The sequence below is a fragment of the Curtobacterium sp. GD1 genome (assembly GCF_020882855.1).
Taxonomy (GTDB): domain Bacteria; phylum Actinomycetota; class Actinomycetes; order Actinomycetales; family Microbacteriaceae; genus Curtobacterium.
On the sequence record NZ_JAFEVQ010000022.1, the window covers coordinates 24,424 to 50,543 of the forward strand.

At 70.4% G+C, this 26,120-nt stretch carries 18 protein-coding genes; 6 read left to right on the forward strand and 12 right to left on the reverse strand.

Features of this window, described 5'->3' with window-relative positions; translation table 11 throughout:
• Nucleotides 1–522: 522 nt before the first annotated feature.
• Complete coding sequence (locus tag JSX79_RS12920; RefSeq protein WP_229086595.1) at nt 523–2,640, reverse strand: type IIA DNA topoisomerase subunit B; 2,118 nt, start codon at nt 2,638–2,640, stop codon at nt 523–525.
• 167 nt (nt 2,641–2,807) lie between these two features.
• Here JSX79_RS12920 and JSX79_RS12925 point away from each other — a divergent pair, with 167 nt between their 5' ends.
• The gene (locus JSX79_RS12925; protein ID WP_070418799.1) at nt 2,808–3,032 is read left to right on the forward strand and encodes a hypothetical protein; all 225 of its coding nucleotides are present in this window, start codon (nt 2,808–2,810) and stop codon (nt 3,030–3,032) included.
• A gap of 79 nt (nt 3,033–3,111) precedes the next feature.
• Here JSX79_RS12925 and JSX79_RS12930 read toward each other — a convergent pair whose 3' ends face one another.
• From JSX79_RS12930 to JSX79_RS12950, 5 genes are all read right to left on the reverse strand, one after another.
• On the reverse strand, nt 3,112–3,885 hold the full coding sequence (locus JSX79_RS12930) for a type 1 glutamine amidotransferase (RefSeq protein ID WP_229086596.1): 774 nt from the start codon (nt 3,883–3,885) through the stop codon (nt 3,112–3,114).
• Nucleotides 3,882–5,141, reverse strand: coding sequence for a MurT ligase domain-containing protein (locus JSX79_RS12935; RefSeq protein WP_070418797.1), 1,260 nt, complete (start codon nt 5,139–5,141; stop codon nt 3,882–3,884). The genes JSX79_RS12930 and JSX79_RS12935 overlap by 4 nt, the downstream gene beginning before the upstream one ends.
• Nucleotides 5,142–5,145: 4 nt before the next feature.
• Entirely contained in the window at nt 5,146–6,414 is a 1,269-nt protein-coding gene (locus tag JSX79_RS12940; protein ID WP_070418796.1) for an RNA polymerase sigma factor, read from the reverse strand.
• A 192-nt stretch (nt 6,415–6,606) separates the two neighbouring features.
• On the reverse strand, nt 6,607–7,926 hold the full coding sequence (locus JSX79_RS12945; RefSeq protein ID WP_070418795.1) for a nitrate/nitrite transporter: 1,320 nt from the start codon (nt 7,924–7,926) through the stop codon (nt 6,607–6,609).
• Between the two features lie 176 nt (nt 7,927–8,102).
• Nucleotides 8,103–9,035 (reverse strand): proteasome assembly chaperone family protein, encoded by a 933-nt coding sequence (locus JSX79_RS12950; protein WP_070418794.1) that lies wholly within the window; start codon nt 9,033–9,035, stop codon nt 8,103–8,105.
• Between the two features lie 76 nt (nt 9,036–9,111).
• Here JSX79_RS12950 and JSX79_RS12955 point away from each other — a divergent pair, with 76 nt between their 5' ends.
• The 3 genes from JSX79_RS12955 to sucB all read left to right on the forward strand — a co-directional run bounded on the left by JSX79_RS12955 (nt 9,112) and on the right by sucB (nt 13,682).
• Nucleotides 9,112–10,590, forward strand: coding sequence for a leucyl aminopeptidase (locus tag JSX79_RS12955; RefSeq protein WP_229086597.1), 1,479 nt, complete (start codon nt 9,112–9,114; stop codon nt 10,588–10,590).
• Nucleotides 10,591–10,744: 154 nt separating this feature from the next.
• Nucleotides 10,745–12,118 (forward strand): dihydrolipoyl dehydrogenase, encoded by a 1,374-nt coding sequence (gene lpdA, locus JSX79_RS12960; RefSeq protein ID WP_070418792.1) that lies wholly within the window; start codon nt 10,745–10,747, stop codon nt 12,116–12,118.
• A 49-nt stretch (nt 12,119–12,167) separates the two neighbouring features.
• On the forward strand, nt 12,168–13,682 hold the full coding sequence (gene sucB / locus JSX79_RS12965; protein ID WP_229086598.1) for a 2-oxoglutarate dehydrogenase, E2 component, dihydrolipoamide succinyltransferase: 1,515 nt from the start codon (nt 12,168–12,170) through the stop codon (nt 13,680–13,682).
• Between the two features lie 73 nt (nt 13,683–13,755).
• Here the strand turns inward: sucB and JSX79_RS12970 are convergent, their stop codons facing one another.
• On the reverse strand, nt 13,756–14,544 hold the full coding sequence (locus JSX79_RS12970; RefSeq protein WP_229086599.1) for a hypothetical protein: 789 nt from the start codon (nt 14,542–14,544) through the stop codon (nt 13,756–13,758).
• Between the two features lie 126 nt (nt 14,545–14,670).
• Between JSX79_RS12970 and JSX79_RS12975 the strand changes: the two genes are divergently transcribed.
• Nucleotides 14,671–15,399, forward strand: coding sequence for a DUF4191 family protein (locus tag JSX79_RS12975; protein WP_071295244.1), 729 nt, complete (start codon nt 14,671–14,673; stop codon nt 15,397–15,399).
• A 289-nt stretch (nt 15,400–15,688) separates the two neighbouring features.
• Here the strand turns inward: JSX79_RS12975 and JSX79_RS12980 are convergent, their stop codons facing one another.
• Entirely contained in the window at nt 15,689–16,156 is a 468-nt protein-coding gene (locus tag JSX79_RS12980) for an RDD family protein (RefSeq protein WP_070418788.1), read from the reverse strand.
• A 141-nt stretch (nt 16,157–16,297) separates the two neighbouring features.
• On the opposite strand from JSX79_RS12980, the gene glnA reads away from it, so the two are divergent.
• Nucleotides 16,298–17,722, forward strand: a complete 1,425-nt coding sequence (gene glnA, locus JSX79_RS12985) for a type I glutamate--ammonia ligase (RefSeq protein ID WP_092387442.1) — start codon at nt 16,298–16,300, stop codon at nt 17,720–17,722.
• A 327-nt stretch (nt 17,723–18,049) separates the two neighbouring features.
• Here the strand turns inward: glnA and JSX79_RS12990 are convergent, their stop codons facing one another.
• The 4 genes from JSX79_RS12990 to JSX79_RS13005 all read right to left on the reverse strand — a co-directional run bounded on the left by JSX79_RS12990 (nt 18,050) and on the right by JSX79_RS13005 (nt 26,105).
• Complete coding sequence (locus JSX79_RS12990) at nt 18,050–19,468, reverse strand: UDP-glucose/GDP-mannose dehydrogenase family protein (protein ID WP_070418786.1); 1,419 nt, start codon at nt 19,466–19,468, stop codon at nt 18,050–18,052.
• On the reverse strand, nt 19,465–21,036 hold the full coding sequence (locus JSX79_RS12995; RefSeq protein WP_229086600.1) for a glycoside hydrolase family 26 protein: 1,572 nt from the start codon (nt 21,034–21,036) through the stop codon (nt 19,465–19,467). The genes JSX79_RS12990 and JSX79_RS12995 overlap by 4 nt, the downstream gene beginning before the upstream one ends.
• On the reverse strand, nt 21,029–22,627 hold the full coding sequence (locus tag JSX79_RS13000; protein ID WP_070418784.1) for a glycosyltransferase family 2 protein: 1,599 nt from the start codon (nt 22,625–22,627) through the stop codon (nt 21,029–21,031). The genes JSX79_RS12995 and JSX79_RS13000 overlap by 8 nt, the downstream gene beginning before the upstream one ends.
• Nucleotides 22,628–23,132: 505 nt before the next feature.
• Nucleotides 23,133–26,105, reverse strand: a complete 2,973-nt coding sequence (locus tag JSX79_RS13005) for a bifunctional [glutamine synthetase] adenylyltransferase/[glutamine synthetase]-adenylyl-L-tyrosine phosphorylase (RefSeq protein ID WP_229086601.1) — start codon at nt 26,103–26,105, stop codon at nt 23,133–23,135.
• Between the last annotated feature and the right edge of the window lie 15 nt (nt 26,106–26,120).

The following is a 26,120-nucleotide window of genomic DNA, read 5'->3' on the forward strand; positions in this document are numbered from 1 at the left end:
ACTTTTCGCGCTGGGCGACAGTTCACGGGGCCCTCGCCCCGTGAACTGTCGCCCAGCGCGTGAGCACGCGGCCGCGCCGCGGCGGACGTCGAGACTCGACCCCGCGGACAGTCCTCGCGCCGCCGCGGCGCGAAACCGTCCGCCCAGCCGAGACTCGCCCTCGCGCGGCCCGGTCTCCCGGCTTTTCGCGTCAGGCGACAGTTCACGGGGCCCTCGCCGCGTGAACTGTCGCCCACCGCGTGAGCACGCGGACGGGAGGCGCGGGACGGCCCCGCACCGCGCCTCCCGTCCGCACGCGGGGACGACCACCGCCCCGACCACCGGACCGCGCTGCGACCTCACGCGGCTGGCGACACGTCACGGCGCCAGCGCCGCGTGACGTGTCGCCAGCGCGTGAGGTCGCGCCGCACGGCGGCGCCGAGACTCGGCCTCGCGGACAGAACTCGCGCAGCCGCGGCGCGAAACTGTCCGCTGAGGCGAGACTCGGCGGCGCCGCGCGCCGCGCGCAGCGCGCCGCGCCGGCTACGCGTCGATACGGTCGCGGTCGAGGCCCTCGCCGGCGAGGATGAACTCCTTGCGCGGCGCCACGTCGTTGCCCATGAGCAGCTCGAAGACCTTCGCAGCACCCTCGGCATCGGTGATGTTCACCCGGCGCAGCGTCCGGTGCGTGCGGTCCATCGTGGTCTCCGCCAGCTGGTCGGCGTCCATCTCGCCGAGACCCTTGTACCGCTGGATCGGCTCCTGGTACTTCTTGCCCTGCTTCTCGAGCTTCTTCAGCACGGCCTGCAGCTCGGCCTCGGAGTAGGTGTACAGCGTGTCGTTCGGCTTGCCACGGTTCACCACGACGACCCGGTGCAGCGGCGGAACAGCAGCGAACACCCGACCCTGCTCGATCATCGGCCGCATGTACCGGAAGAACAGCGTGAGCAGGAGCGTCCGGATGTGGGCGCCGTCGACGTCGGCGTCGGACATGATGATGACCTTGCCGTAGCGGGCCTGGTCGATCTCGAACGTCCGGCCGGAGCCGGCGCCGATGACCTGGATGATCGAGGCGCACTCGGCGTTCGAGAGCATGTCCGAGACGGACGCCTTCTGCACGTTGAGGATCTTGCCGCGGATCGGCAGCAGCGCCTGGTACTCGCTGTTCCGCGCGAGCTTGGCGGTGCCGAGCGCGGAGTCGCCCTCGACGATGAAGAGCTCGGTGCCCTCGGCGTCCTGCTTGCGGCAGTCGGCGAGCTTCGTCGGCAGCGAGGAGTTCTCGAGCGCGTTCTTCCGGCGCTGGGTCTCCTTGTGCGCCCGGGCCGAGATGCGCGTCTTCATCTCGGCGACGACCTTCTCGAGCAGGGTCGCTGCCTGGGCCTTCTCGGTGCGCTGCGTCGACGTGAGGATCTCGGTGAGGCGCTTCGACACGACCTGGTCGACGATCTTACGGACCGCCGGGGTGCCGAGGACCTCCTTCGTCTGGCCTTCGAACTGCGGCTCCGGCAGGCGGACGGTGAGCACCGCGGTCATACCGGCGAGCACGTCGTCCTTCTCGAGCTTGTCCTGCCCGACCTTGAGCTTGCGGGCGTTCGCCTCGACCTGGGCGCGCACGGCCTTGACCACGCCGGACTCGAAGCCGGCCTGGTGCGTGCCGCCCTTCGGAGTCGCGATGATGTTGACGAAGCTGCGGAACACCGTCTCGTAGCCGCTGCCCCATCGCAGCGCGAGGTCGACCTCGCATTCACGCGACACCGAGGTCGACACCATGTGGCCCTTGTCGTCGAGCATCGGCACGGTCTCGGTGAAGGTGCCGGTCCCCTGGATGCGCCAGACGTCGGTGACGGCGGAGTCGAGGGCGAGGTGCTCGACGAACTCACCGATCCCGCCCTCGTACCGGAAGCGCTCGACGACGGGACCGGGCTCGACAGGAGTACCCGTGGCCTCCGCCCGCGCGGCCGCTGCCTCGATCGAGGCGGGCCGCGCATCCGTGATGGTGATGCCGAGCCCTGGCACGAGGAAGGCCGTCTGGCGCGCTCGGCTGACGAGGTCGCTGGTGCTGAACTTCGCGTCGGAGGTGAAGATCTGCCGGTCCGCCCAGTACCGCACGCGGGACCCGGTCACGCCCTTCTTCACCTTGCCGGCGACGCGCAACTCGCTGCCGGAGGTGAAGGGGGTGAACGGCGCGTCCGGCCCGTCGCCGGCGAACGTGCCCGGCTCGCCGCGGTGGAACGACATCGCGTAGGTCTTGCCGCCGCGGTCGACCTCGACGTCGAGGCGCTCCGACAGCGCGTTCACGACCGAGGCACCGACACCGTGCAGCCCGCCGGACGCGGCGTACGACCCGGAGCCGAACTTGCCACCGGCGTGGAGCTTCGTGAACACCACCTCGACCCCGGTCAGACCGGTCTTCGGCTCGACGTCGACGGGGATGCCACGAGCGGTGTCGCGGACCTCGACCGAACCGTCGGGGTGCAGCAGCACGCCGATCTCGTCACCGTGCCCGGCGAGGGCTTCGTCGACGGAGTTGTCGATGATCTCCCACAGGCAGTGCATGAGCCCGCGGGAGTCCGTCGACCCGATGTACATGCCCGGACGCTTGCGGACCGCCTCGAGCCCTTCGAGGACGGAGAGATGGCGTGCAGAGTAGTCGGAGCTCACCTTCCGATGCTAGCGATCCGCACCGACACCACCGCGCGGACACTCGGACTTGGGACAGCCGATCCGCGCTGAGCGAAACGGGCGATCACAATGCGCCACTCTCAGGCATCACGTGTTGAAATAGGTGGACCAAGCCGCACCACCTGCGATCCGTGAGGAGCACAGCAATGACCCAGACCGTGCAGGACCTCTCCATCGACGAAGTCAGCAGCCACCAGCTCACCGCTGCCGACCGTTGCGACAGCTGCGGCGCGCAGGCGTACATCCGGGCCACCATGGCCAGCGGTGAGCTGTACTTCTGTGCGCACCACGGCGCCGAGTTCAAGGACAAGCTCGCGGCGACCGCCATCGAGTGGCACGACGAGAGCAGCCGACTCTACGAGTCGAAGTAGCGCGCACAGACGCGAGCGCTGAACAGACAGGAGGCGCGGTGCCAGCTGGCACCGCGCCTCTTGTTTGTCTGCGGTCGCGTCAAGCGATCCGCTTGAACGCCTTGTCGACGTAGCGGTCGACGGTTGCCCGCGCTTCGCGCGCGTAGCGGTCGATCGACGCGGTGCGCTCCGGGTCCGGTGCGTACTCGCGGCCGAGCCGAGCGGTGGCCGCGGCGAGGACGCCGTCGGTCAGCTGCGGGTTGAGCGGCAGGATCGGCCCCTGCGTGTGCGTGCCGAAGGAGTTGCCGACGATCGCGCCCTCGACCGGGGCGCCCGCCTGGTTGCCGCCGCCGGAGACGACGTCGGCGAACGGCCGGACACCGGCACCGAGCTCGATGCGCGTCGCGTGGTCCTCGAAGCCGGCGAGGCGCATCGGGGCTCCGGGGAGCAGCGGGTACGCGGTCTCGAGCACGAAGTAGTTCACCCGACGCTCGGCGCCGCGGACGGCACGCGCGTCGAAGACCCCGAAGCCGGTCACGGGAGCACCGTCCGTCGGGACGACCTCGGTCGTGGCGAGGTCGAACCCGCCGCCGACGGCCACGACGGGCACCCCGGCAGCGGCGAACTCGCGGAGCGGCGCACCGATGCGTGCGATGTCGTCGCCGAGCGACCGCATCGCGCTGAGCGGTCCGTTGCCGATCACGACGACGTCGGCCGCGGTGGGGAGCTCGTCACCCGGCGCGTACTCGAGCACCTCGGTGGCGATGTCCGCGGCTGCGGCACGACGGACCAGGGCCGCCACGTTGCCGCGGTCGCCCGAGACGCCCATCTGGCGGGGGTAGACGTGCAGGATGGTCAGCCGGTCGGCCGTCATGCGGTCTTCTCCATGTCCGGGTGGCCGAGGGCCTTGCGGGCGATCATCATGATCTCGTAGTTGACGATGAAGTTCTTCGTCCCGGAGGTCGTCGAACCGAGCTGCTCCATCTGCTTGATCGCAGCCTCGACGTCGGGCTCGACCCGGCCGATGCGGACACCGGCGTGCTCGAGGGCGATCGCGATCTGCCAGGCCTTGTCGCCGGAGACGACGTCGACGTGGTCGAGCTTCGAGAAGTCGATGTCGTAGATCCACGAGATGTCCGGCGTGCCCTCGTCGATCGCCATGAGCACCTGTTCCGGGTGGTCCGGCAGGGCGTCGAGGTTGAGCTGGAGGCTCGCGGCGTTCTTGAACATCGTGAACTCGGCGGACTCGCCCGCGATGGGGAGTCGCTCACCACGTCCGTACGCCGGCTTCATCGTGCCGAAGGCCGTCGTCACGGCGTCGGCGCGGAACTGCGCACCGAGTGCGGCACTCGCCGTCGCGGTGGCCGCTGCCGCGTCGACGGCGTAGTGCAGCCCACGAGCCGGCAGGCGGACCGGGATCTCGGCACCGTCGAAGCGGATGGTCGCACCGTCGCCGGTGTTCACCACGACCTCGGCGTCGGCCACGTTCGGCACGGCGTCCTGCCGGTCGAAGTCGTCGGCGTTCTGCAGGCCGTTCGGTGCGGCGGCCACGACCTCGGCGCTGGCACCGAAGCGCAGCACGCGCTGGCCGTCGGTGCCGACGTACGCGTCGAGGAACTGGTCGTCACGGTTGGTGATGACGTTCGCGGTCGAGAGGGCCGCGGTGTCGAGCATCATCGTCGCGACGCGTTCGGTCTCGAAGAACCGGTAGAGCTGGTCGACCTGGACGTTGAGCATCGTCACGGTGGACGGCGACAGGATCCCGGCGAGCTCGACCGCGAAGGCCTCGTCCACCTCGAGGATGCCGATGTCCGCCTTGAGCTTGCCGGTCAGCGACACCTCGGACAGCAGCGCCGAGGCGATGCCCTGCGGCAGGTTCGCCCCGGACGGGTTCGTGAAGACCCGCAGCCCGTGCGCCCGCACGATGTCGGAGATCATGTGGGTCGTCGTCGACTTGCCGTTCGAACCGAGCACGAAGACGACGCCGTTCGGGAACTGCGCGGTGACGTGCTGGAGGAAGTTCGGCACCAGCTTGAGCACGATGTACCCGGGGTAGGCGGACCCCCCGCCCCGCGCACGTGCGAGGGCGCGGAGGATCCGCCCGACGAGGATCGGAATGACGAAGCGCATCGGCCTACTCGAGGTAGTCGCGCAGCGACTGCGACCGCGACGGGTGGCGGAGCTTCGCCATCGTCTTGGACTCGATCTGACGGATGCGCTCACGCGTCACGCCGAAGGTGTCACCGATCTGGTCGAGCGTCTTCGGCTGGCCGTCCCCGAGACCGAAGCGCATGCGGATGACGCCCGCCTCACGCTCGGAGAGGGAGTCGAGCAGGCTCTCGAGCTGCTTCTGCAGCATCGTGAACCCGACGGCGTCGGCCGGGACGACCGCCTCGGTGTCCTCGATCAGGTCGCCGAACTCCGAGTCGCCGTCCTCACCCAGCGGGGTGTGGAGCGAGATGGGCTCGCGGCCGTACTTCTGCACCTCGACGACCTTCTCCGGGGTCATGTCGAGCTCGCGGGCGAGCTCTTCCGGAGTGGGTTCGCGACCGAGGTCCTGCAGCATCTGGCGCTGGACGCGGGCCAGCTTGTTGATGACCTCGACCATGTGGACCGGGATGCGGATCGTGCGGGCCTGGTCGGCCATGGCACGGGTGATCGCCTGACGGATCCACCAGGTGGCGTAGGTCGAGAACTTGAAGCCCTTGGTGTAGTCGAACTTCTCGACCGCACGGATCAGGCCCAGGTTGCCTTCCTGGATGAGGTCGAGGAACTGCATGCCGCGGCCGGTGTAGCGCTTGGCGAGCGACACGACCAGGCGGAGGTTCGCGCCGAGCAGGTGCGACTTCGCGCGCTGACCGTCACGGGCGACCCAGCGCAGCTCGCGCTCTTCCGGCTTCGAGAGCCCGGTCGAGTGCTGCAGCTTGTCCTCGGCGAACAGGCCGGCCTCGATGCGCATCGCGAGCTCGACCTCCTGCTCGGCGTTGAGGAGGGCGACCTTGCCGATCTGCTTGAGGTAGTCCTTCACCGGGTCGGCGGTGGCACCGGTGATCGTCGTGGAGTAGACCGGCGCCTCGTCGTCGTCGGACTGCGAGATGACGAGCGCACCCGCGGCGACCGCTGCTGCGGCGTCCGGCTTGGTGTCCTTCTCGTCGGTCTCGGTGTCGGCGTCGTCGGTCGCGTCGGCCTCGGCGACCGGGGTCTCCTCGTCGATGTCCTCGTCGTCGTCGGCCTTCTTCTTCGCCTTCGGGGCGGCCTTCTTCGGGGCGGCCTTCTTGGCGGTGGTCTTGGTGGCGCGCTTCTTCGGCGCGGCCGTCCCCTCGGCTTCCGCAGCGCTCTCTGCTGCGGTGCCCTCGGGCTCGGTGTCCTTCGTGGGATCGATCGTCGTGCTCCGGGCAGCCATGCGATCACCTCTCTCGTCGTGCCACGTTCGTGGGGTCGTGGCCTCCCTCGCCGCCCAGGGCCTGCGCCGCGGTCTCCCGCGTCATCAGGTCCTACCGTTCCGGGCAGCACTAGGACCCATGTCAAGTCCCCCGGTTTCTGCGGCGCACTGGAGTGCTCCGAGACACAGGAGGCCCGAACGGGTCCGCGTTCATTATTGCACGCTCCGCTTCCGCAGGCGCGCAACGAGTGCAACCCAGAGCGGCCCCACCCGTATTCCGTCCTGGGCGTGCAGCACCCGGCGCGTGCGACGACGGGCGTGCAACAGCATCACGACGCCGATCCCGACCACGACGTACTGCACGGTGAGGGCCAGCCGGAAGTTCGTCCACGCGAACACGGTCTGCCCCGACGCCGACGACGCGAGGTCGAGGATCGTGCCGATCAGGAACATCATCACGAACGCGGCGAGGAACCCGCCGACGTTGACCACGCCGTTCGCCGACCCGAGGGAGCCGACGGGGTTGAAGGACCGCGCGAAGTCGAACCCGATGAGCGAGCCCGGACCGCCGATCCCCATCACGACGACGAGCACGACGAGCAACCACGTGGGCGGCTGCCCGGGCCACACGAGCACGGCGGTCCACACCACCGCGAGGGCGACGACGATCCCGAGCACCAGGTTCGACCGCCGCAGCGGGAACCGGGCGCAGAGCACGCCGAGCACCGGCCCGACGACGAACCCGGTGACGACGATCACGGTGAGGAAGCCGGCCGCCTCGGACGGGGAGTACCCCAGCCCGCGCAGCATCGGGACGCCCCAGAGCAGCGAGAAGACCGTTCCGGAGGACTGCGTGACGTAGTGGGACCAGAAGCCGAGCTGGGTACCGGGACGCCGCAGCGCGTGCCCGAAGGTGTGGAACGCGCCCCGCCAGGTGTGCGGCAGTGGGATCGTGTCGGTGCGCACCGGCACGGGGCCGTTCCGGACGAAGACGAACGCCAGCACGAGCCCGACGGCACTCGCGGCCGCGGCGACGCCGAACGCCGGCGACCACCCCGCGGTGTGCAGCAGCACGGCGAACGGGAACGCCGACAGGATCTGCCCGACCTGGCCGAGGTTGCCGGTCCACTGCGAGATCTGCGGCAGGATCGGCCCGCTGAACCACATCGGCACGAGGCGGATCACGGAGATGAAGGTCATCGCGTCCCCGGCGCCGACGAGGACACGCCCCGCGATCGCCGGCCCGATGGTGGGCGACACCGCAACCACGGCCTGGCCGGCGACGAGCAGCGCGGCCCCCAGCAGCACGAGTCGGCGCGGCCCGACGCGGTCGAGGGCGATCCCCACCGGGATCTGGAGTCCGGCGTAGACGGCGATCTGCACCACCGCGAGCGTCGACAGCACCGCCGCCGACACCGCGAAGCGGTCCTGCGCGTCGACGCCGGAGACCCCGAGCGAGGACCGCTGCACGACCGCGAGGACGTACGCCAGCACCGCGACGCCCCACACGAGGAAGGCGCGGCGGGAGTTCACGTGACCAGGCTAGCGGGGGCGGCACCGCCGCCGGGACGGGCTGTGGAGAACGTGACGAGCGGGGCGGACGGGTGTCGCGCCTCCCGTCCGACGGTCCAGGAGGCGCGACCCGCCTCCGCCACGTCGGTGCGGCCGCTCGCCGCTTGCGTCGCCGTCGGTGCGGCCGATGGGTGCGGCTAGTCGCCGCTCGCGTCGCCGTCGGTGCGGCGGTCCGCCAGGAAGCGTTCCAGCTCCGCGGCGATCGCGTCTGCAGTGGGGACCTGCCCGTCGACGCCGGTGAGCGGCGACGCGATCGGGTTGCCCTCCATGTAGGTGTCGTGCCGTTCCTCGAGCACCCCGACCAGACGCTGCAGCTCCTCGTTGCCGGCGACCTGCTCGTCGACGCGGGTGCGGAACTCGCGTCCTTCTTCGCGCAGCTCGTCGGAGGGGAAGATGAGGCCGGTGGCGGCGGAGATGCCGGAGAGCGCCGCGACGGCGGCGTCCGGGAACTCGGTGTCGGACAGGTAGTGCGGGACGAGCAGGACGAGTCCGGTGACCTGTTCGCCGAGCTCGGACAGCCGGTGCTCGACGAGGTGCAGGACGTTCGCGGGCGCCTGGGTCTCGGGCTTCCAGACGCTCATCTGCTCGACGAGGTCGGCGCGCGTGCCGGAGACGGTGAGGCTGATCGGGCGCGTGTGCGGGACGGGCATCGGGATCGACTGGACCCAGGTGGTGTCGGCGACCCGGAGCTGGGCGGCGAGGTCGGTGACCGCGCGGACGAACCGGTTCCACTGGAAGTCGGGCTCGTACCCGGAGAGGAAGAGGAACGGCTGGCCGATCTCGTCGCGCACGAGGTGCAGCCGGAGCCGCGGGGGCTCGACGGCGGCGATGTGGTCGTGCTCGAAGGTGATCACCGGGCGGCGTGCACGCCAGTCGAGCAGGACGTCCGGGTCGAACTCGGCGACGAGCTCCGTCTCGAGGTCGTCCAGGACGGCGGTCGTCACCTGCGCCACGGCCGAGCCGGCGTCGGCGAACCCGGTGAGTCCGGCGACCAGGTGCAGCCCCTCGGGGACGGACGGCGCGTCCTCGGCGAAGGTGTAGAGCTCCTCGGGGTGGTTCACCGTCCCCATGCTAGGCGGGGAGCCGGTGTCCCCCGGTGCCGGGCGACCACGCCGACAGCGAACACCTGCTGGATAGGGTTGGGGCATGGTCCGACCGACGCTCTCCACTGACTCCTCCGCTCCCGCCTCGATCTCCGCCGACGTCCTCGTGCTCGGCGTCCGGCCCGGGTCCGACGGCGCTCCCGCGACCATCGCGACGCCCGCCACGACGCCGTTCTCCGCGCTCGACGGCATCGACCTCGCCGCCATCGGTGCGACCGGTGCGAAGGACCAGCTCGTGCGCATCCCCGCCGTCGGTGTCGACGCGCAGGGCATCGCGCTCATCGGGCTCGGCTCCGGCACCGACGCAGCGGCACTCCGCTCGGCCGCCGGCAGCGCGGTCCGCCAGCTCCCCTTCGTGTCGTCGATCGTCCTCGCGCTGCCGACCGACACCACCGAGCTCGTCGATGCCGCGCTCGAGGGCGCCGCGCTCGGTGCCTACTCGTTCACCCGGCACAAGGGCGCCGGCACGACCGGTCCCGCCCGCGGGGACCAGCAGGTGACCGTGCTGGCACCCTCCGCCGCGGCCGACGCCACCGTCCGCCCGGCGATCGTCGGCGACGCCGCCACGCTCGTGCGCGACCTCGTCAACACCGCTGCCGGTGACCTCGGCCCGGCGGACGTCGCCGACGTCGCCCGTGCGCAGGCCGAGGGGCTCCCCCTCACCGTCGAGGTCCTCGACGAGACCGCGCTCGAGGAGCAGGGCTTCGGCGGCATCCTCGGTGTCGGTCGCGGCTCGGAGCGCCCGCCGCGGCTCGTCGTCGTCCGGTACGCGCCGGAGTCCGCGACGAAGCACCTCGCACTCGTCGGCAAGGGCATCACGTTCGACTCGGGTGGCCTCTCGCTCAAGCCGGCCGCCTCCATGCTCGGCATGAAGACCGACATGACGGGTGCCGCCACCGTCCTCGCCGCGACCGTCGCCGCCGCGCGTCTCGGACTCGACGTCCGCGTCACGGCGTGGCTGTGCCTGGCGGAGAACATGCCCTCCGGCTCGGCGACGCGCCCCGGCGACGTCCTCACGCTGAAGAACGGCAAGACCGTCGAGGTCACGAACACCGACGCCGAGGGCCGACTCGTGCTGGGTGACGGCATGGCCGCCGCGTCGCTCGAGCAGCCCGACGCCATCGTCGACGTCGCGACGCTGACCGGGGCGCAGGTCGTCGCGCTCGGCGACCGCACCACCGGGCTCATGGGCAGCGACGACCTCGTCGCGCAGGTCCGCGCGGTCGCCGGGGCCGTGGCGGAGCCGATCTGGCCGATGCCGCTCCCCGAGGAGCTCGACGCCCGACTCGCGAGCGAGGTCGCCGACATGGTCAACGCCACCGTCGGCAACCCGGCGGGCGGCATGCTGCTCGCGGGCAAGTTCCTCGAGCGCTTCGTCGGCGAGGGCATCCCGTGGGCGCACCTCGACATCGCCGGTCCGTCGGAGAACAAGGGCGGCGGCTACGGGTGGCTCGGCAAGGGCGCGACCGGCGCCATGGTCCGGACGCTCATCTCGCTCGCAGAAGAGCTCCAGGCCAAGTAGTAGGTTTGACTCCGGCGGGACGGCGCGCTCGACGCGCCCCCGCCGGAAACCAACGGGACGGGACCGGAACCATGCGGTCCGACCGTAGGACGCCGCCGCCGCGGTGTCCAGTGGGGCCCGATCGGTCCCGACACGCACGAGGGAGTTGCACCAGGTGACGGAACAGACTTACGACGTCGTGGTCCTCGGTGGCGGCAGTGGTGGCTACGCCGCTGCGCTCCGGGCCGCCGAGCTCGGCATGAGCGTCGCGCTCATCGAGGGAGACAAGCTCGGGGGGACGTGTCTGCACCGCGGCTGCATCCCGACGAAGGCGCTGCTGCACGCGGCCGAGGTCGCCGACGCGACGCGCGACGCCGAGAAGTACGGCGTCATCGCCGAGTTCGCCGGTGTCGAGGTCCCGAAGGTCATCGAGTACCAGCAGGGCGTCATCTCGTCGAAGTACAAGGGCCTCCAGGGGCTCATCAAGGCACGCGGGATCACCGTCGTCGAGGGCTGGGGCCGCCTCACCTCGCAGAACACCGTGCAGGTCGGCGACCAGACCGTGACCGGCAAGAACATCGTGCTCGCGACCGGCTCCTACTCGAAGTCGCTCCCCGGCCTCGAGATCGGTGGTCGCGTGATCACCTCCGAGACCGCCCTGCGCATGGACTACGTGCCGAACAAGGTCGTCATCCTCGGTGGTGGCGTCATCGGCGTCGAGTTCGCCAGCGTCTGGAAGTCCTTCGGTGCCGAGGTGACGATCGTCGAGGCGCTCCCCCACCTCGTCCCGGCCGAGGACGAGTCGATGTCGAAGCAGCTCGAGCGCGCGTTCCGCAAGCGCGGCATCGAGTTCTCGCTCGGTGTCCGGTTCCAGGGCGTCGAGCAGCACGAGAACGGCGTGGTCGTCACGCTCGAGGACGGCAAGACCTTCGACGGCGACATCCTGCTCGTCGCGGTCGGCCGTGGCCCCGTGACGCAGAACGTCGGCTACGACGAGGTCGGCGTCGCGATGGACCGCGGGTTCGTCACCACGAACGAGCGCCTCGCCACGAACATCCCGAACGTGTACGCCGTCGGCGACATCGTTCCGGGCCTGCAGCTCGCGCACCGCGGCTTCCAGCAGGGCATCTTCGTCGCCGAGGAGATCGCCGGGCTCAACCCGGTCATCATCGAGGACAAGAACATCCCGAAGATCACGTACTCCGACCCCGAGGTCGCATCGGTCGGTCTCTCGCAGGCCAAGGCCGAAGAGCAGTACGGCGCCGACAAGGTGGACTCGTACGAGTACAACCTCGCCGGCAACGGCAAGAGCCACATCATCGGCACGTCCGGTTCGGTCAAGGTCGTCCGCGTGGTCGACGGCCCCGTCGTCGGCGTCAGCATGATCGGCGCCCGGGTCGGCGAGCTCATCGGCGAGGCACAGCTCGCCGTGAACTGGGAGGCCTACCCCGAGGACGTCGCGCCGCTCGTCCACGCGCACCCGACGCAGAACGAGGCACTCGGCGAGGCGTTCCTGCACCTCGCGGGCAAGCCGCTGCACGCACTGTGAACACCATGACCACCACCACGAACCACCCCTGCGAAGAGGAGTCCACCCGATGAGCGAATCCGTCAACCTCCCGGCGCTCGGCGAGAGCGTCACCGAGGGCACGGTGACCCGATGGCTGAAGAACGTCGGTGACCGGGTCGAGGTCGACGAGCCGCTGCTCGAGGTCTCGACCGACAAGGTCGACACCGAGATCCCGTCGCCGATCGCCGGCGTCGTGGAGGAGATCCTCGTGCAGGAGGACGAGACCGTCGAGGTCGGCACCGCGCTGGTGAAGATCGGCGACGGGTCGTCCGACGGTGGTTCCTCCGACGGTGGCTCCACCGAGTCGGACGAGTCCTCGAACGAGGCCGCTGCCGACGCAGAGGAGCCCGAGGCAGCGCCGAGCACCGAGCAGGAGTCCGAGACCCCTGCCCCGGAGTCGACCGAGCCCGAGCCGGCCCCCGCCGGTCAGACGCAGCCCGCTGCGCCGCAGGCCCCGGCAGCACCGCCCGCCGCCGCCCCGGTGCCGCAGGCCGCTCCGGTCCCGCCGCCCGCCGCTGCCCCGCCGGCAGCGGTCCCGGCTCCGGCTGCCGCTCCGGCTCCGGCTGCCGCCTCGGGTGGCTCGGCCGCCAGCGCCTCGGTGCCGAACCCGACGCAGGACGCCTCGGCCTCCGGCTACGTCACCCCGCTCGTGCGCAAGCTCGCGAACGAGCAGGGTGTCGACCTCTCGACCGTCACCGGCTCCGGCGTCGGCGGACGAATCCGCAAGGAAGACGTCCTCGCCGCTGCCGAAGCCGCTGCGAAGGCCCCGGCTGCCGGTGGTTCCGCCGCTGCGGCCCCGGCCGGTCCGTTCGTCGCCGAGGTCTCGCCGCTGCGTGGCACCCGCGAGAAGATGACCCGCCTCCGCAAGGTCGTCGCAGAGCGCGCTGTGCAGTCGATGACCTCGACCGCGCAGCTCACCAGCGTCGTCGAGGTGGACGTGACGAAGGTCGCGCAGTTCCGTGACGCGCACAAGGCAGAGTTCCTCGAGAAGACCGGTTCGAAGCTCTCCTTCATGCCGTTCTTCGCCCTCGCGGCGTCCGAGGCGCTCAAGGCGCACCCGAAGATCAACTCGACCGTCGAGGGCGAGGAGATCGTCTACCCGGAGACCGAGAACGTCTCGATCGCGGTGGACACCGAGCGCGGCCTGCTCACCCCGGTGATCAAGGACGCGGCGTCGCTGAACCTGGCGCAGTTCTCGCAGTCGATCGCGGACCTCGCCGAGCGCACCCGCAACAACCAGCTCAAGCCGGACGAGCTCGCGGGTGGCACGTTCACGCTGACGAACACCGGTTCGCGTGGCGCGCTGTTCGACACCCCCGTGGTGTTCCTGCCGCAGTCGGCGATCCTCGGCACGGGCATCGTGACGAAGCGTCCGGCGGTCGTGAAGGTCGACGGGCAAGAGGCCATCGCGATCCGTTCGTTCGTCTACCTCGCGCTGTCGTACGACCACCGGATCATCGACGGCGCCGACGCGTCGCGCTACCTCGTCGCGGTGAAGAACCGCCTCGAGGAGGGCAACTTCGGCCCGAACCTCGGGTACTGAGCCCAGCGCTCGTCGTACTCCGGACGGCCCCGATCCCACCGTGGATCGGGGCCGTTCCCCGTTGCTGGCGTGTTCAGCCGATCGTGAAGACCGCCGCCGCGGTCAGCCCCGCGGCGACCACGACCCCCATGAGCGCGCGTCGGAGCGGCAGCCGTCTCCCACCGCCGATCGGGAGGCCGTGCTCGACGACCCCGCGCAGCGCCGTCTCGAGGGAACCAGCCGACCCCGGTGGCATCGACGTGCGCTCGGGCAACCCGACGAGCAGGTCGTCCGACGGCCGTTCCCAGCGGATCGGGCGCGGCGCCGCGGCGGCCCGGACCACCGCCAACGCCGCACGCACCGCCGTCGTGTCGCCGTCGATGGCCTCGGCGAGGGCACCATCGACGGCCGGACGGTCCGGCGCGCGTGCGTCGGTCCGCTCCCACACCAGCCGGGCCGCGAGGACCAGGACCCTCGCGCCGCTCTGGTCGGACCGACGGACGCCGTCCGACCCGGGTGGCCGGTCGCACAGCACGACCGCACCGGCATCGTCCACCAGGACGTCGTCGAGCCCCGCGGAGCCGATCTGCACCGCGCCGGACCGTTCGGTCACCGCGAGCTCGAGCATCGGCACGGTGAGCGTCACGGCGACACCGGTGGTCGGCGTGCCGAGGGTGTCGAGTGCCGCGGACAGCACCGTCCCCGCGGGACGGAGGACATCGACGGCGAGCCGTCCGTCCGCCAGTCGGCCGATGTCGACGACCGGGACGAGGTGCCGTGCCGAGGGCTCCGGGGCGACGGCGGCGCGGTCGGCGACCCAGGCGAGCAACGGCTGCTCGTCGTCCACCGCGTGCCACCGGACGTGATCGGGGAGCGTCTGCATCCGGACAGCCTGGCCGGGCCCGCCCAGCCTCCGGCGGACGGGACGCCGTCCTGTGGAGAACGCTGTTCGCCCACAGCCAGAGCATCGACGGTCCTCGGAAGTCGGGACAGGCCGTATCCTGGTCGCATGGCACGCAGCAGTTCTCAAGGTACGACGGCGAAGGAGCCGGGTCGTCTCAAGCAGATGTACCAGGTCTTCACGATGACCCGTCGGGCGGACCCGAGCTCCGTCTGGTGGTTCGCCCTGGCGTTCGTCGTCCCGGTGGTGCTGGGCGTCCTGCTCGCCCTGCTGCTGCCCGGGCAGAACTGGCTCGCGATCATCCTCTGGATCGTGGCCGGCGTGCTGCTGGGTGTGCTGCTCTTCCTGATCGTCCTCGGTCGCCTGGCCGAACGTGCCGCCTACTCGCAGATCGAGGGGCAGCCCGGTGCCGTGGGTGCCGTGCTGTCGAACTCGCTCCGCCGTCAGTGGCGCTCGAGCGAGATGCCGGTCGCGGTGCACGGTCGTTCGCAGGCCGCTGTCTACCGGGCCGTCGGCACCCCGGGCGTCGTGCTCATCACCGAGGGCCAGCGTGGCAACCTCAACCGCCAGGTCGACGAGGAGCGCCGCAAGGTCCAGCGCATCGTCCCGAACGTCCCGGTGCACGTCGTGCACGTGGCCAGCGGCAAGGACGGCGACGGTGACGACTCCGTGACGCTGCACAAGCTCCCCCGTGCCATGAACAAGTTCAAGAAGGCGCTCAACCGCAACGAGGTCCTCGCGGTCGCGAACCGGCTCGACTCCCTCACGCAGAGCCCGGCCGCGGCGATCCCGAAGGGGATGGACCCGATGCGGGCCCGCGCGGGACGTCCGCGCTGACGGACTCCCCCACAGACGACGAACGCCCCCGACCGTGCCAGGTCGGGGGCGTTCTGCGTCCGCGCGGCGGGGGCGCAGGTGCGGGGTGCACGTCGCACCGTGCGAGGTCCGCGCTGCAGCGTGCGAGGTTCCGCGCACCGTGGGACGGCCGGTGGCTGCCACCGAGAACGGAACCTCGCACCGATCAACACCGAGCGACACCGAGCGACACCGAGCGGCACCGCGCAGCCGGGAGCGGCCTCGCGAAGCCGCGGCCCCGGCCCCGCGCCCGGCCCCGGCCGCAGCCCCCTCAGCGCCGCACCAACACCGTCCCCGCGATCCGGTCGTGCGCCCCACGGCTGTCGCGGTCGATGATCAGCGCCGGCACGACCAGGCACAGCAGCACCGTCCGCACCACCGGCCGCCAGACCCCGACGTACCCGCCGCGCATCGGCACCACTCGGAGTCCGACGCACACGTGCCCGAACGACCCCGACAGCAGGCAGATGAACAGGATCTGCAACACGGCGAAGATCGCGATCTGGATCCACGAGTGCGCGATGTCCCCCGAGCCGTTCACGGGCGACCACACACCGGTGACGTACGCCACGAGGTCGGCCAGCGCACCGTCGATCAGCAGGGCCACGATCCGGCGGCCGATCCGCCCGACGCTGCGGGGCCCCTCTTCCGGCAGACCGAGGTCCTTGCCCGGCCAGCCGTCGGGATGCCCCGATCCCCCGGAGGACGACGCGGACGACGAACTGGTGCTGCGGGCCATGGTCCCAGCGTAGGCGAACGGGTCGACGTAACACGCACGAAACAATCCAGTCATGTCCGGGAAACTCGGTGTCAATAGCCTCGTCGGAGGGTGCCGAGATGGACCCTCCGACATCACCCAACCCATTGGAGATCGGCCCACATGTTCAGCGATTCCTCCGAGGTCCTGGCCTTCATCAAGGACACCGACGTCAAGTTCCTCGACATCCGGTTCACGGACCTGCCGGGTGTGCAGCAGCACTTCAACATCCCGGCCTCCACCGTCGACGAGGACTTCTTCTCGGTCGGCCAGCTCTTCGACGGCTCCTCGATCCGCGGCTTCGCGTCGATCCACGAGTCCGACATGCAGCTCATCCCCGACGTGACGACGGCGTACATCGACCAGTTCCGCGCCGAGCGCACGCTGATCATGATCTTCGACATCTACAACCCGCGGAACGGCGAGATCTACGGCCGTGACCCGCGTCAGGTCGCCAAGAAGGCGGAGAAGTACCTCGCGTCGACGGGCATCGCGGACACCGCGTTCTTCGCCCCCGAGGCCGAGTTCTACATCTTCGACGACGTCCGCTACTCGGTCACCCAGAACAAGTCGTTCTACTCGGTCGACTCCGAAGAGGGCGCCTGGAACACCGGTCGTGAGGAAGAGGGCGGCAACCTCGCCAACAAGACCCCCTACAAGGGCGGCTACTTCCCCGTGTCGCCGGTCGACAAGACGGCCGACCTCCGCGACGACATCACCCTCAAGCTGATCGAGGCGGGCTTCGAGCTCGAGCGCTCGCACCACGAGGTGGGCACCGGCGGTCAGCAGGAGATCAACTACAAGTTCGACACGATGGTCCACGCTGCGGACGACATCCTGAAGTTCAAGTACATCGTCAAGAACACCGCCGACCAGTGGGGCAAGGTCGCCACGTTCATGCCGAAGCCGCTCTTCGGTGACAACGGTTCGGGCATGCACACCCACCAGTCCCTCTGGAGCGACGGCAAGCCGCTGTTCTACGACGAGAACGGCTACGGCGGCCTGTCCGACCTCGCCCGCTGGTACATCGGCGGCATCCTCAAGCACGCACCGGCGCTGCTCGCCTTCACGAACCCGTCGATCAACTCGTACCACCGTCTGGTGAAGGGCTTCGAGGCCCCGGTCAACCTGGTCTACTCGGCCGGTAACCGCTCCGCCGCGATCCGCATCCCGATCACGGGCACGAACCCCAAGGCCAAGCGCATCGAGTTCCGCGCGCCGGACGCCTCGGGCAACCCGTACCTCGCGTTCGCCGCGCAGCTGATGGCGGGCCTCGACGGCATCCAGAACCGCATCGAGCCGCACGAGCCGGTCGACAAGGACCTCTACGAGCTCCCGCCGGAAGAGGCGAAGGGCATCCCCCAGGTCCCCGGCTCCCTCGACGAGGCGCTCGACGCGCTCGAGGCGGACCACGAGTTCCTCACGAAGGGCAACGTCTTCACCGAGGACCTCATCCAGACCTGGATCGACTACAAGCGCGAGAACGAGATCCTCCCGCTCGCGCAGCGCCCGCACCCGTTCGAGTACGAGCTCTACTTCGGCGTCTGACGCACACCGCACCACGAACGCCCCCGCACCGGTCTCCGGTGCGGGGGCGTTCCGCTGTGCCGACACTCGCCTGCGGGCCCGGCCACCGGGTGGGAACGTGCCTGCCTGGAGGCGCGGCGCACGCCCGGCGGGCCGGCACCGCGCCTCCAGGCGGTCGCCTCGCACGTTCCTTCCCACGACACGCGCGCTGCCATGACGAATCGGGCGTACCTGGTCGGAAGTTCCGACCAGGTACGCCCGTTTCGACCAGGTGCGCCCGAACGCGCCGGGCACACGAGAACGGGGCCCGTGCCGCCCCGGCACAGACCCCGCTTCGCGTCCGGGTGACTACCGCGCGGTGGCCACCGCGTCGTTCGTCCCCGCAGCGACGCTCACGGGTGCACCCGTGACCGGAGTGGGCCGTCCCAGGGAACGGACGGTCCAACCCGCCTTGACCCAGTCGGCGACCGGGAGGCAGTTGCGGGCGTCGATCACCGTGCGACGCCCCACGATCGAGGCGAGCGCCGCGGGGTCGGCAGCGATGACCTCGTCCCACTCGGTGAGGACGAGCACGACATCGGCGTCCTCGATCGCACCCTCCATCGACGACGAGTAGGTGAGCGTCGGGAAGGAGCGGCGGGCGGTCTCCATCGCCTCCGGGTCCCACAGGGTGACCTGGGCGCCGCGGAGGTGCAGCGCAGCGGCGACGTTGAGCGCCGGCGAGTCGCGGACGTCGTCGGTGAGGGGCTTGAACGCCGCCCCGACCACGGCCACGCGACGGTTCAGCACGGAGCCGCCGAGCGCGTCGATCGTCATGTCGATGACGCGCTCGCGCTGCCCCATGTTGATCTCGTCGACCTGCTGCATGAGGCCGACGACACGACCGGCACCGAGCTCGTTCGCGCGGTGCATGAGCGCCCGGATGTCCTTCGGCAGGCAGCCACCGCCGAAGCCGAGGCCGGCGTTCAGGAACTTCCGGCCGATGCGGGCGTCGTGCCCGAGGGCGTCCGCCAGGGTCGACACGTCCGCACCGGTGATCGCGCACATCTCGGAGATCGCGTTGATGAACGAGATCTTCGTGGCGAGGAACGCGTTCGCGCTGACCTTGACGAGCTCCGCCGTGGCGAGGTCGGTCGTGATGACCGGGGTGCCCTCGGCGATGGGTGCGGCGTAGACCTCGCGGATCACGGCGTCGGCCGATGCGGAGGCACCGCCCCAGACGAGCCGGTCCGGGTGCAGCGTGTCGTCGACGGCCTTGCCCTCGCGCAGGAACTCGGGGTTCCAGATGAGCTCGGCGTCGATGCCCGACGGGGTGAACTCGCGGACGATGCCGCGGAGCCGCTCGGCCGTGCCCACCGGGACCGTCGACTTGCCGACGATGAGGCCGGGGTGCGTCAGGTTCTCGGCGACACCGCGGGTGGCGTTCTCGACGTAGGTGAGGTTCGCGGCGTGCGACCCGGCGCGCTGCGGCGTCCCGACGCAGACGAAGTGGACGTCGGCCGCGGCCACGGCCTCGGGTAGCGACGCCGTGAAGCGGAGCTTGCCGCTGGCGACGTGCTTCGTGATGAGCTCCGGCAGTCCGGGCTCGTAGAACGGGACCTCACCGGCAGACAGGGCTGCGAGCTTGGCGGGATCGACGTCCACGCCGATGGTCTCGAAGCCCATCTCGGCCATGGCGGCCGCGTGGGTGGCACCGAGGTAGCCGGTGCCGATGACGCTGATGACGGGTGCCGGACGGGAGTCTGCGGTCTTCTTCTGAGCGGTCACTGCTTGACCTCCTGCAGGTCGTAGTCGGTGTCGGTGCGCGAGATGCCGGCCACGAAGGCCTGGAGGCTGTCGGCGCGGGAGTTGAGTCGCCAGTCGTTCGTGGTGCGGACGCCGTCCACGACCGTGGTCGCGGTCTCGCTGAAGTACGAGAAGCCGATGACGTCGTCGTTGGCCGGTTCCGCGAGGCCGTCGAAGAGCGAGGTGATCCACTTCGCCTTCTGCCCGTTGGTCACGCTCGTCCCGGTCTCGGTCGCACCGATCTCACTGAGGAGGATCTTCTTGTCCGGTGCGATCTGGCGGAGCTGGGCGAGGGTCTTGCCGAACGTGTTGTCGAAGGTCGGCGACTCGGAGGCGGTGCGGTAGTACCCGCTCATCCCGACCCAGTCGACGTACTTCGACTCCGGGTAGTACTCACGCAGGTAGTCGAGCTGCATGTACTTGTCGTTGCCGAGCTTGTCGATGCGGCTCGGTGCCCAGTTCCAGATGACGTACTTGTTCGCGCCGCTGGCCTGGAAGACGTCGTGCACGTGCTGCCACGTCGCCACGTAGGACCCAGCCGCGTTCTGCTGTGCCGTCCCCTCGGACCAGTTGTACCAAGAGCCGTTCATCTCGTGGTCGAGCCGGATGACCATCGGCTGCCCGTTCGCCGCGAGGGCCTTCGCGTACTTCGTGAGGTACGCGTCGAACTTGCCCGAGACGATGTCCTCGTTCGTGTACCCGGGGACGTACTTCGCGTCGTTGCCCGTCTTGGCGGGTGCGGACTCCCAGGTCATGAGCGGCAAGCGGCCATTCGCCCACGCGCGCTGGACGGCGGTGGCGTTGAAGTCCTGGTCGAAGCCCTGGAAGAAGCCGACCATGTTCGTGGCCTTGCCGACCTGCTGCGAGACCTCGTCGTACTCCGCCCAGTTGAAGGGCGACTGCGCGGTGTAGAGGCCGTACCAACGAGCCGGCTGTGCCATGATCTGCGCCTTGGTCGGGACGGAGATCGGGGTCGTGCCGGGGTCCTTCGAGGGGCCGCCGTTCGGGTTCGTGACGCCGTGGTTGCCGGAGCCGGAACCGTTGCCGGAGCCGCCGGAGCCACTGCCCGAACCGGAGCCACCGGAGCCACTGCCGGAACCGGAGCCACCGGAGCCACTGGAACCGCTGCCGGAACCGTCGCCCGACCCTCCCGAACCCGACGCGCCGTCACCAGACCGTGCCCCGGCGGCCTTGGCGGCCCCGAGGTCCGACTGCAGCGACGCGATCTGCGCCTTGAGCTCGGTGATCTGGTCGGCACGCGAGCCGGACTGCGCGGTCGAGGAGTCAAGCTTGCCCTCCAGCGCCCAGATCTTCTCCTGGGCGGCCGTGAGCTTCGTCTGGAGCTCGGCCGCCGAGATCTTCTTCTTCGGCGGCGTCACACCGAGCGCCTGGTGGACCGCGGTGGACACCGAGCCCGCCGGGGACACCCAGACGTTCCAGGTGATGAGTCCGAGGACGAGGACGATGGCGGTGGTCCCGACCGCGGTGAGTCGTGCGTGCTTGCTGGACTGGGCCCACCAGGCACCTGAGGAGCGGATGAGGTCAGACAATGAGGAAGGCCTCCAGGGCGAAGATCGCGAAGCCGATGCAGTACGGGATCGCGGCGTACGGGTTGTACCGACGGACGCGTGCCGGGGCGGGGGCCGCCGCGGTCGCCGACTGCGACTGCGCTGCAGTGGCTGCCGAGCGGCGGGTCGCGAGCACCGTCGCGGTGGAGTTGGTGGTGGCGTCCGGGCCGAACAGGTCGTCGAACGCCCGGTCCACGGCGCGCTGGTCGTCGCCGTAGCCGGCTCCACCGGCCGGGGCCGGGGCCGCCGCGTCGATCGGGCTCACCGGGGTCTGGGTGGCGACGGCCGAGGGCTGCACCGCGTCCGCGGGGTCCTCCTCCATCGGTCCACCGGCGTACGCACCGGCACGGGTCCCCCAGCCGGACGCGTGCGCCAGGCGGAAGAAGCCGATGAGCCGGATCGGCATGAGGAAGAACGTCGACACGATGATGAACATCGGCAGGCGGAAGAAGTCGCTCGGCTTCTCGGCGAGGTGCCGCATCTGCCGGATCGCCATGCTGAGCACCGACGAGACGACCATGAGGGCGGCGACGTAGACGAAGCCGGTCGAGAAGCCGTACTGCTGCAGGATCCCCTGGTAGAGGTTCTCGCCCTGCCCGGTGAAGGCGCGGTAGATCCAGCCGGCGATCACGCCGAAGAGCATGAACGGCAGGATGATGTCGGTGAGGAAGAACACCGCGAGGATCGGCGCGTGGCCGAGCATCCACGGGAGCATCCGGAGCGTGTTGTACTGCGAACCACGGGCCCAGCGGAGCTGCTGCTTGAACAGCTTCTTCACCTGCAGCGGAGCGTCCGTGTAGACCAGCGACGTGTACTGGTAGACGGTCCGGTACCCCTCCTTGAGCGTGAGGTTCGTCAGCGTCCGGTCGTCGGACACCTCGAGGAACACGCCCATGAACTTCTCGTGCATGAAGCGGTCCATGACGCGCACGAGGATGTCGCGGCGGAAGGCGATCGTGCGCCCGGGCAGGCAGCCGATCTGGCCGAGGACGCTCTGCGCAGGCATCGAGTACAGCGCGCGGGAGTTCTCCAGCCAGTCCGCCCAGCGGGTGATCCAGCTGCGGGTCGGCTCGAGGATGCGCTGGCGCGTCGTCACGCCACCGACCGAGGCGTCCGCGAACGGCTTGAGCAGCTCGTCGAGGGTGCCGGGCGTCCACACCGTGTCCGAGTCGACGAGCACGGTGATGTCGCCGTTGGACATCTCGGTGCCGACCTTGACGGCGTTGCGCTTGCCCGGGATGGGCGTGTGCGTCCAGCGGACGAGTGGGGCGAACTCGTCACAGACCGCTTCGAGGGCCTCGTTGCGGGCGCCGTTGATGACGACGATGATCTCGCCGGGACGCTGCTCGACCATGCGGCCGATCACGTCGCGGAAGAGGTCGAGCGGTTCGTCCACGACGGGGACGACGACGCTCGTGGTGCCGGTGTAGGTGCCGGTGTAGGGGCGGTAGCGGGCGGACAGGATGACCTTGAGCAGCCAGAGCAACCAGATCACCGCGGAGTACACGGCGAACAGGTAGAACTCGGGGTGCCCTTCGACCATCTGCCTGATCTGCAGAATGAAGGTGAACATCGATCCCTGCTTCAACGTTCGAGGTGGAGATTCCGCGTCGTTGGGGAATCAGGGCCGGTTCGGGTGACCCCATTGATGCAGAACCGTGACCCGGTGCGCAACGCGACCCCCGACCGGGGGCGTTACGGGCACGTTACGGGGTACACCACGGTCCCCCTCCGCGTGTGGTCATCGTGTCCGCACTGGTGCTGACAGCACTCCGGTGGACCGCGTTCACCCTGCCACTCACCCTGTACGGGTGGTGGACGGCCCAGGAGGCGCGGCTCGACCCCCAGCGAAAGCCCTGTTCAGGTGATGGTCGCCGGGCGCGCCGCGAGCAGCTCCGGCCGTCGCCTCGCGTCGACGTGGCCAGCAGGATCACGTCCCGGTAACGGACGCCGGAGTTCGACCGGCCGGGGTACAGGCAGATGTCGAACGGGGGACGCTGCACGTTACGGAGAATTCACTTCCGAGGACGTGTCAACTCGCTGCGAAACACGTCGGTCCGGGCGTGTCGCGACGGGCGTCAGGCGCCGTAGAACTCGCGCTCGAAGACCTGACGTGCCCGGCGGGTGACCCCGAGGTAGTCCTCCTCGAGTTCCGAGGCGGACCCCGGCGGGTACTCCATCAGGCGTGCGATGCCCTCGAGCTGCACGCGGTCGACGGGCAGCACGTCGGTGGTCTTGCCCGACCAGAGCACGAGCGCGCTCCGGGTCCGCGAGGCGAAGCGCCAGGCGGCACCGAGACGCTCGGCGTCGTCGGGGGCGACGAGTCCGGCGTCGCGGGCGGCGTCGAGCGCCTCGAGCGTGGACGTCGTCCGGAGGCCGGGGATCGTCAGCGCGTGCTGCAGCTGGAGGAGCTGGACGAACCACTCCACGTCGCTCAGGGAACCGCGGCCGAGCTTGAGGTGCCGGGCGGGGTCCGCACCGCGCGGGAGGCGTTCGGACTCGACGCGGGCCTTGATGCGTCGGACCTCGCGCACCTGCTGGTCGTCGATGTGCTCCGGGTAGCGCGTGCGGTCGGCGAGGTGCTCGAAGTCACGCAGGAGCTGCGCGTCCCCGACCGCCCCACGGGCCCGGAGCAGCGCCTGGGCCTCCCACGTGAGCGACCAGCGGGCGTAGTACGCGCCGTAGGAGTCGAGCGTGCGCACCACGGGGCCGTTCTTGCCCTCGGGGCGGAGGTCGATGTCGAGGTCGAACGGGTGGATCGCGTCGTCGGTCAACCGGGCGAGCTCCCGCACGATGGTCTGCGCCGCTCGCGAAGCCTGTTCGGACGGGACGTCCTCGGTCGCCCGGTACACGTAGAGGACGTCGGCGTCCGAGCCGAAGCCGAGCTCACGGCCGCCGTACCGCCCCATCGCGATGACGCCGAACTCCAGGCCTGCCGGGGCGTCCCGTCGCGCGAGCGTGAGGGCACCGGCCAGGGTCGACTCGGTGACGTCGCTCAACGCCGGGCCGAGGGCATCGACGTCGAGGTGTCCGAGGACGGCGGCCATGCCGAGCCGGAGCGTCTCACGCCGGCGGGCGGACCGGACCAGAGCGGCCGCGCCGTCCACGTCGTCCCCGTGCCGTGCCGTCGTCGCCGTGACCTCGGCGAGCAGCGACTCGATCGGCCGGGGGCGCAGCAGCGCCTCCGGTTCGTCGAGCCATGCCACCGCCTCGGGGAAGCGTTCGAGCAGCCCGGACAGGAACGCCGACTCCGAGAGCACGGTGGTGAGCGAGTGCGCCGCGCCGGAGGAGTCCCGGAGCATGCGGAGGAACCAGCTCGACTCCCCCAGGGTGTCGCTCAGCCGGCGGAAGGCCAGGAGCGCTCGGTCCGGTGCCGGTCCCTCGGCCATCCATCGCAGGAGTACCGGCAGGAGGTTCCGCTGGATCGCCGCCCGGCGGCTCGTGCCCTGCGTCAGTGCCCGGATGTGACCGAGTGCCCCGGCGGGGTCCGCGAAGCCGATCGCGCCGAGCCGGTCGACCGCCTGGTCGCTGGTGAGCACGATGTCGCCGTCGCTCGCGGCCACCGCGGACAGGAGCGGTCGGTAGAACAGGCGCTCGTGCAGGCCGCGGACCTCGAGCTTCACGGCACGCCACCGTGTCTCGAGCGCCGCAGCGGACCGCGCGAGACCGCTCGACCGCGCGAGCACCCGGAGCTCGTCCTCGTCGGAGGGCATCAGGTGGGTGCGCTGCAGGCGTCGGAGCTGGATGCGGTGTTCGAGCAAGCGGAGCAGGGCGTAGTCCGGCCCGAAGCGGGCGGCCTCGGCACGGCCGACGTAGCCGGCGTCGGTGAGCGCGTCCATCGCCTCGAGCGTGGACCGGACCCGCACGGTCTCGTCGTCGCGGCCGTGCACGAGCTGCAGGAGCTGCACGGTGAACTCGACGTCGCGCAGACCGCCCGGCCCGAGCTTGAGCTGCCGGTCGACCTCGTCGTCGGGGATGTTGTCGGTGACCCGCTGCCGCATGCGCTGCACGGACTCGACGAACCCCGGTCGCTGCGCGGACGTCCACACGAAGCCGGCGACCGCGGTGGCGTAGCGCTCCCCCAGGTCGACCGAACCCGCGATCGGCCGCGCCTTGAGCAGGGCCTGGAACTCCCACTCCTTCGCCCAGCGCTCGTAGTACGCCACGTGCGAGTCGAGCGTCCGGACGAGTGCGCCGTCCTTGCCCTCCGGCCGGAGGTTCGCGTCGACCTCCCACAGCGCCGGTTCGGCCGCGAGGTCGGTGATGGCGTGCGTGGCCGCGATCGCCAGCCGCGTGGCGATGAGCACGGCACGGTCGGTCCCCACGCCCGTACCGGCCTCGTCGACGCGGGTCGGCTCGGTCACGAAGATGACGTCGACGTCGCTGACGTAGTTGAGTTCGCGGGCCCCGGCCTTGCCCATCGCGATGACGGCGAGCGGTGTCGCCTCGACGTCGGCCGCGGGGAACGGGACCTCGCGCCGGGCGACGTCCACCGCGGCCTCGAGCGCGGCCCCGGCGAGGTCGGCCAGCCCGGCCGCGACGGCTGGGAAGGCCTCGGTCGGCGCGGCGTTCAGGACGTCGAACAGCGCGATCTGGGCGAGGTGCCGACGGTAGCGCACCCGGAGCCGGAGTCGGGCGTCCTCGCCCGTGGCACCGTCGATCGCGGCGACCAACGAGTCGGTGTACTCCTGCTGCGACCACGGCGCCGTCACGGGCGCCAGGAGCAGGTCGATCTCCGCCGGACGGCGGTGCAGGAACTCACCGAGCCCGACCGACGCCCCGAGGAGTCGCACGAGCCGTTCGGTGGCGGCGTCGTCCGCGAGGACCGGACGCAGTTCGTCCGGCGCGCGCTCGAGCAGCCGCTCGAGCGCGCGGAGTGCGCCGTCCGGATCGGCCGTGGACTCCCACAGTGCCGGGGACCCGCTCACCGGCACCTGCAGGTCGGGGCCGAACCGCGCCTCCAGGTCGGCGATGCGTTCCAGGCTCTCCGACAGCTCCGCGAAGCCCAGGCGGGCCAACTCGGAACGCGACGTCGTCGTCCGACCGGTCATGTGGTGCGTGCCCCC

What these genes read in the sequence shown, in the direction of transcription:
- JSX79_RS12930 (WP_229086596.1), bottom strand. Translation starts at nt 3,885, where the DNA reads ATGACGGCCGACCGGCTGACCATCCTGCACGTCTACCCCCGCCAGATG.
- JSX79_RS13005 (WP_229086601.1), bottom strand. Translation starts at nt 26,105, where the DNA reads ATGACCGGTCGGACGACGACGTCGCGTTCCGAGTTGGCCCGCCTGGGC.
- JSX79_RS12940 (WP_070418796.1), bottom strand. Translation starts at nt 6,414, where the DNA reads ATGGCTGCCCGGAGCACGACGATCGATCCCACGAAGGACACCGAGCCC.
- glnA (WP_092387442.1), top strand. Translation starts at nt 16,298, where the DNA reads ATGTTCAGCGATTCCTCCGAGGTCCTGGCCTTCATCAAGGACACCGAC.
- JSX79_RS12925 (WP_070418799.1), top strand. Translation starts at nt 2,808, where the DNA reads ATGACCCAGACCGTGCAGGACCTCTCCATCGACGAAGTCAGCAGCCAC.
- sucB (WP_229086598.1), top strand. Translation starts at nt 12,168, where the DNA reads ATGAGCGAATCCGTCAACCTCCCGGCGCTCGGCGAGAGCGTCACCGAG.
- JSX79_RS12975 (WP_071295244.1), top strand. Translation starts at nt 14,671, where the DNA reads ATGGCACGCAGCAGTTCTCAAGGTACGACGGCGAAGGAGCCGGGTCGT.
- JSX79_RS12950 (WP_070418794.1), bottom strand. Translation starts at nt 9,035, where the DNA reads ATGGGGACGGTGAACCACCCCGAGGAGCTCTACACCTTCGCCGAGGAC.
- JSX79_RS12970 (WP_229086599.1), bottom strand. Translation starts at nt 14,544, where the DNA reads ATGCAGACGCTCCCCGATCACGTCCGGTGGCACGCGGTGGACGACGAG.
- JSX79_RS13000 (WP_070418784.1), bottom strand. Translation starts at nt 22,627, where the DNA reads ATGTTCACCTTCATTCTGCAGATCAGGCAGATGGTCGAAGGGCACCCC.
- JSX79_RS12955 (WP_229086597.1), top strand. Translation starts at nt 9,112, where the DNA reads ATGGTCCGACCGACGCTCTCCACTGACTCCTCCGCTCCCGCCTCGATC.
- JSX79_RS12980 (WP_070418788.1), bottom strand. Translation starts at nt 16,156, where the DNA reads ATGGCCCGCAGCACCAGTTCGTCGTCCGCGTCGTCCTCCGGGGGATCG.
- JSX79_RS12935 (WP_070418797.1), bottom strand. Translation starts at nt 5,141, where the DNA reads ATGCGCTTCGTCATTCCGATCCTCGTCGGGCGGATCCTCCGCGCCCTC.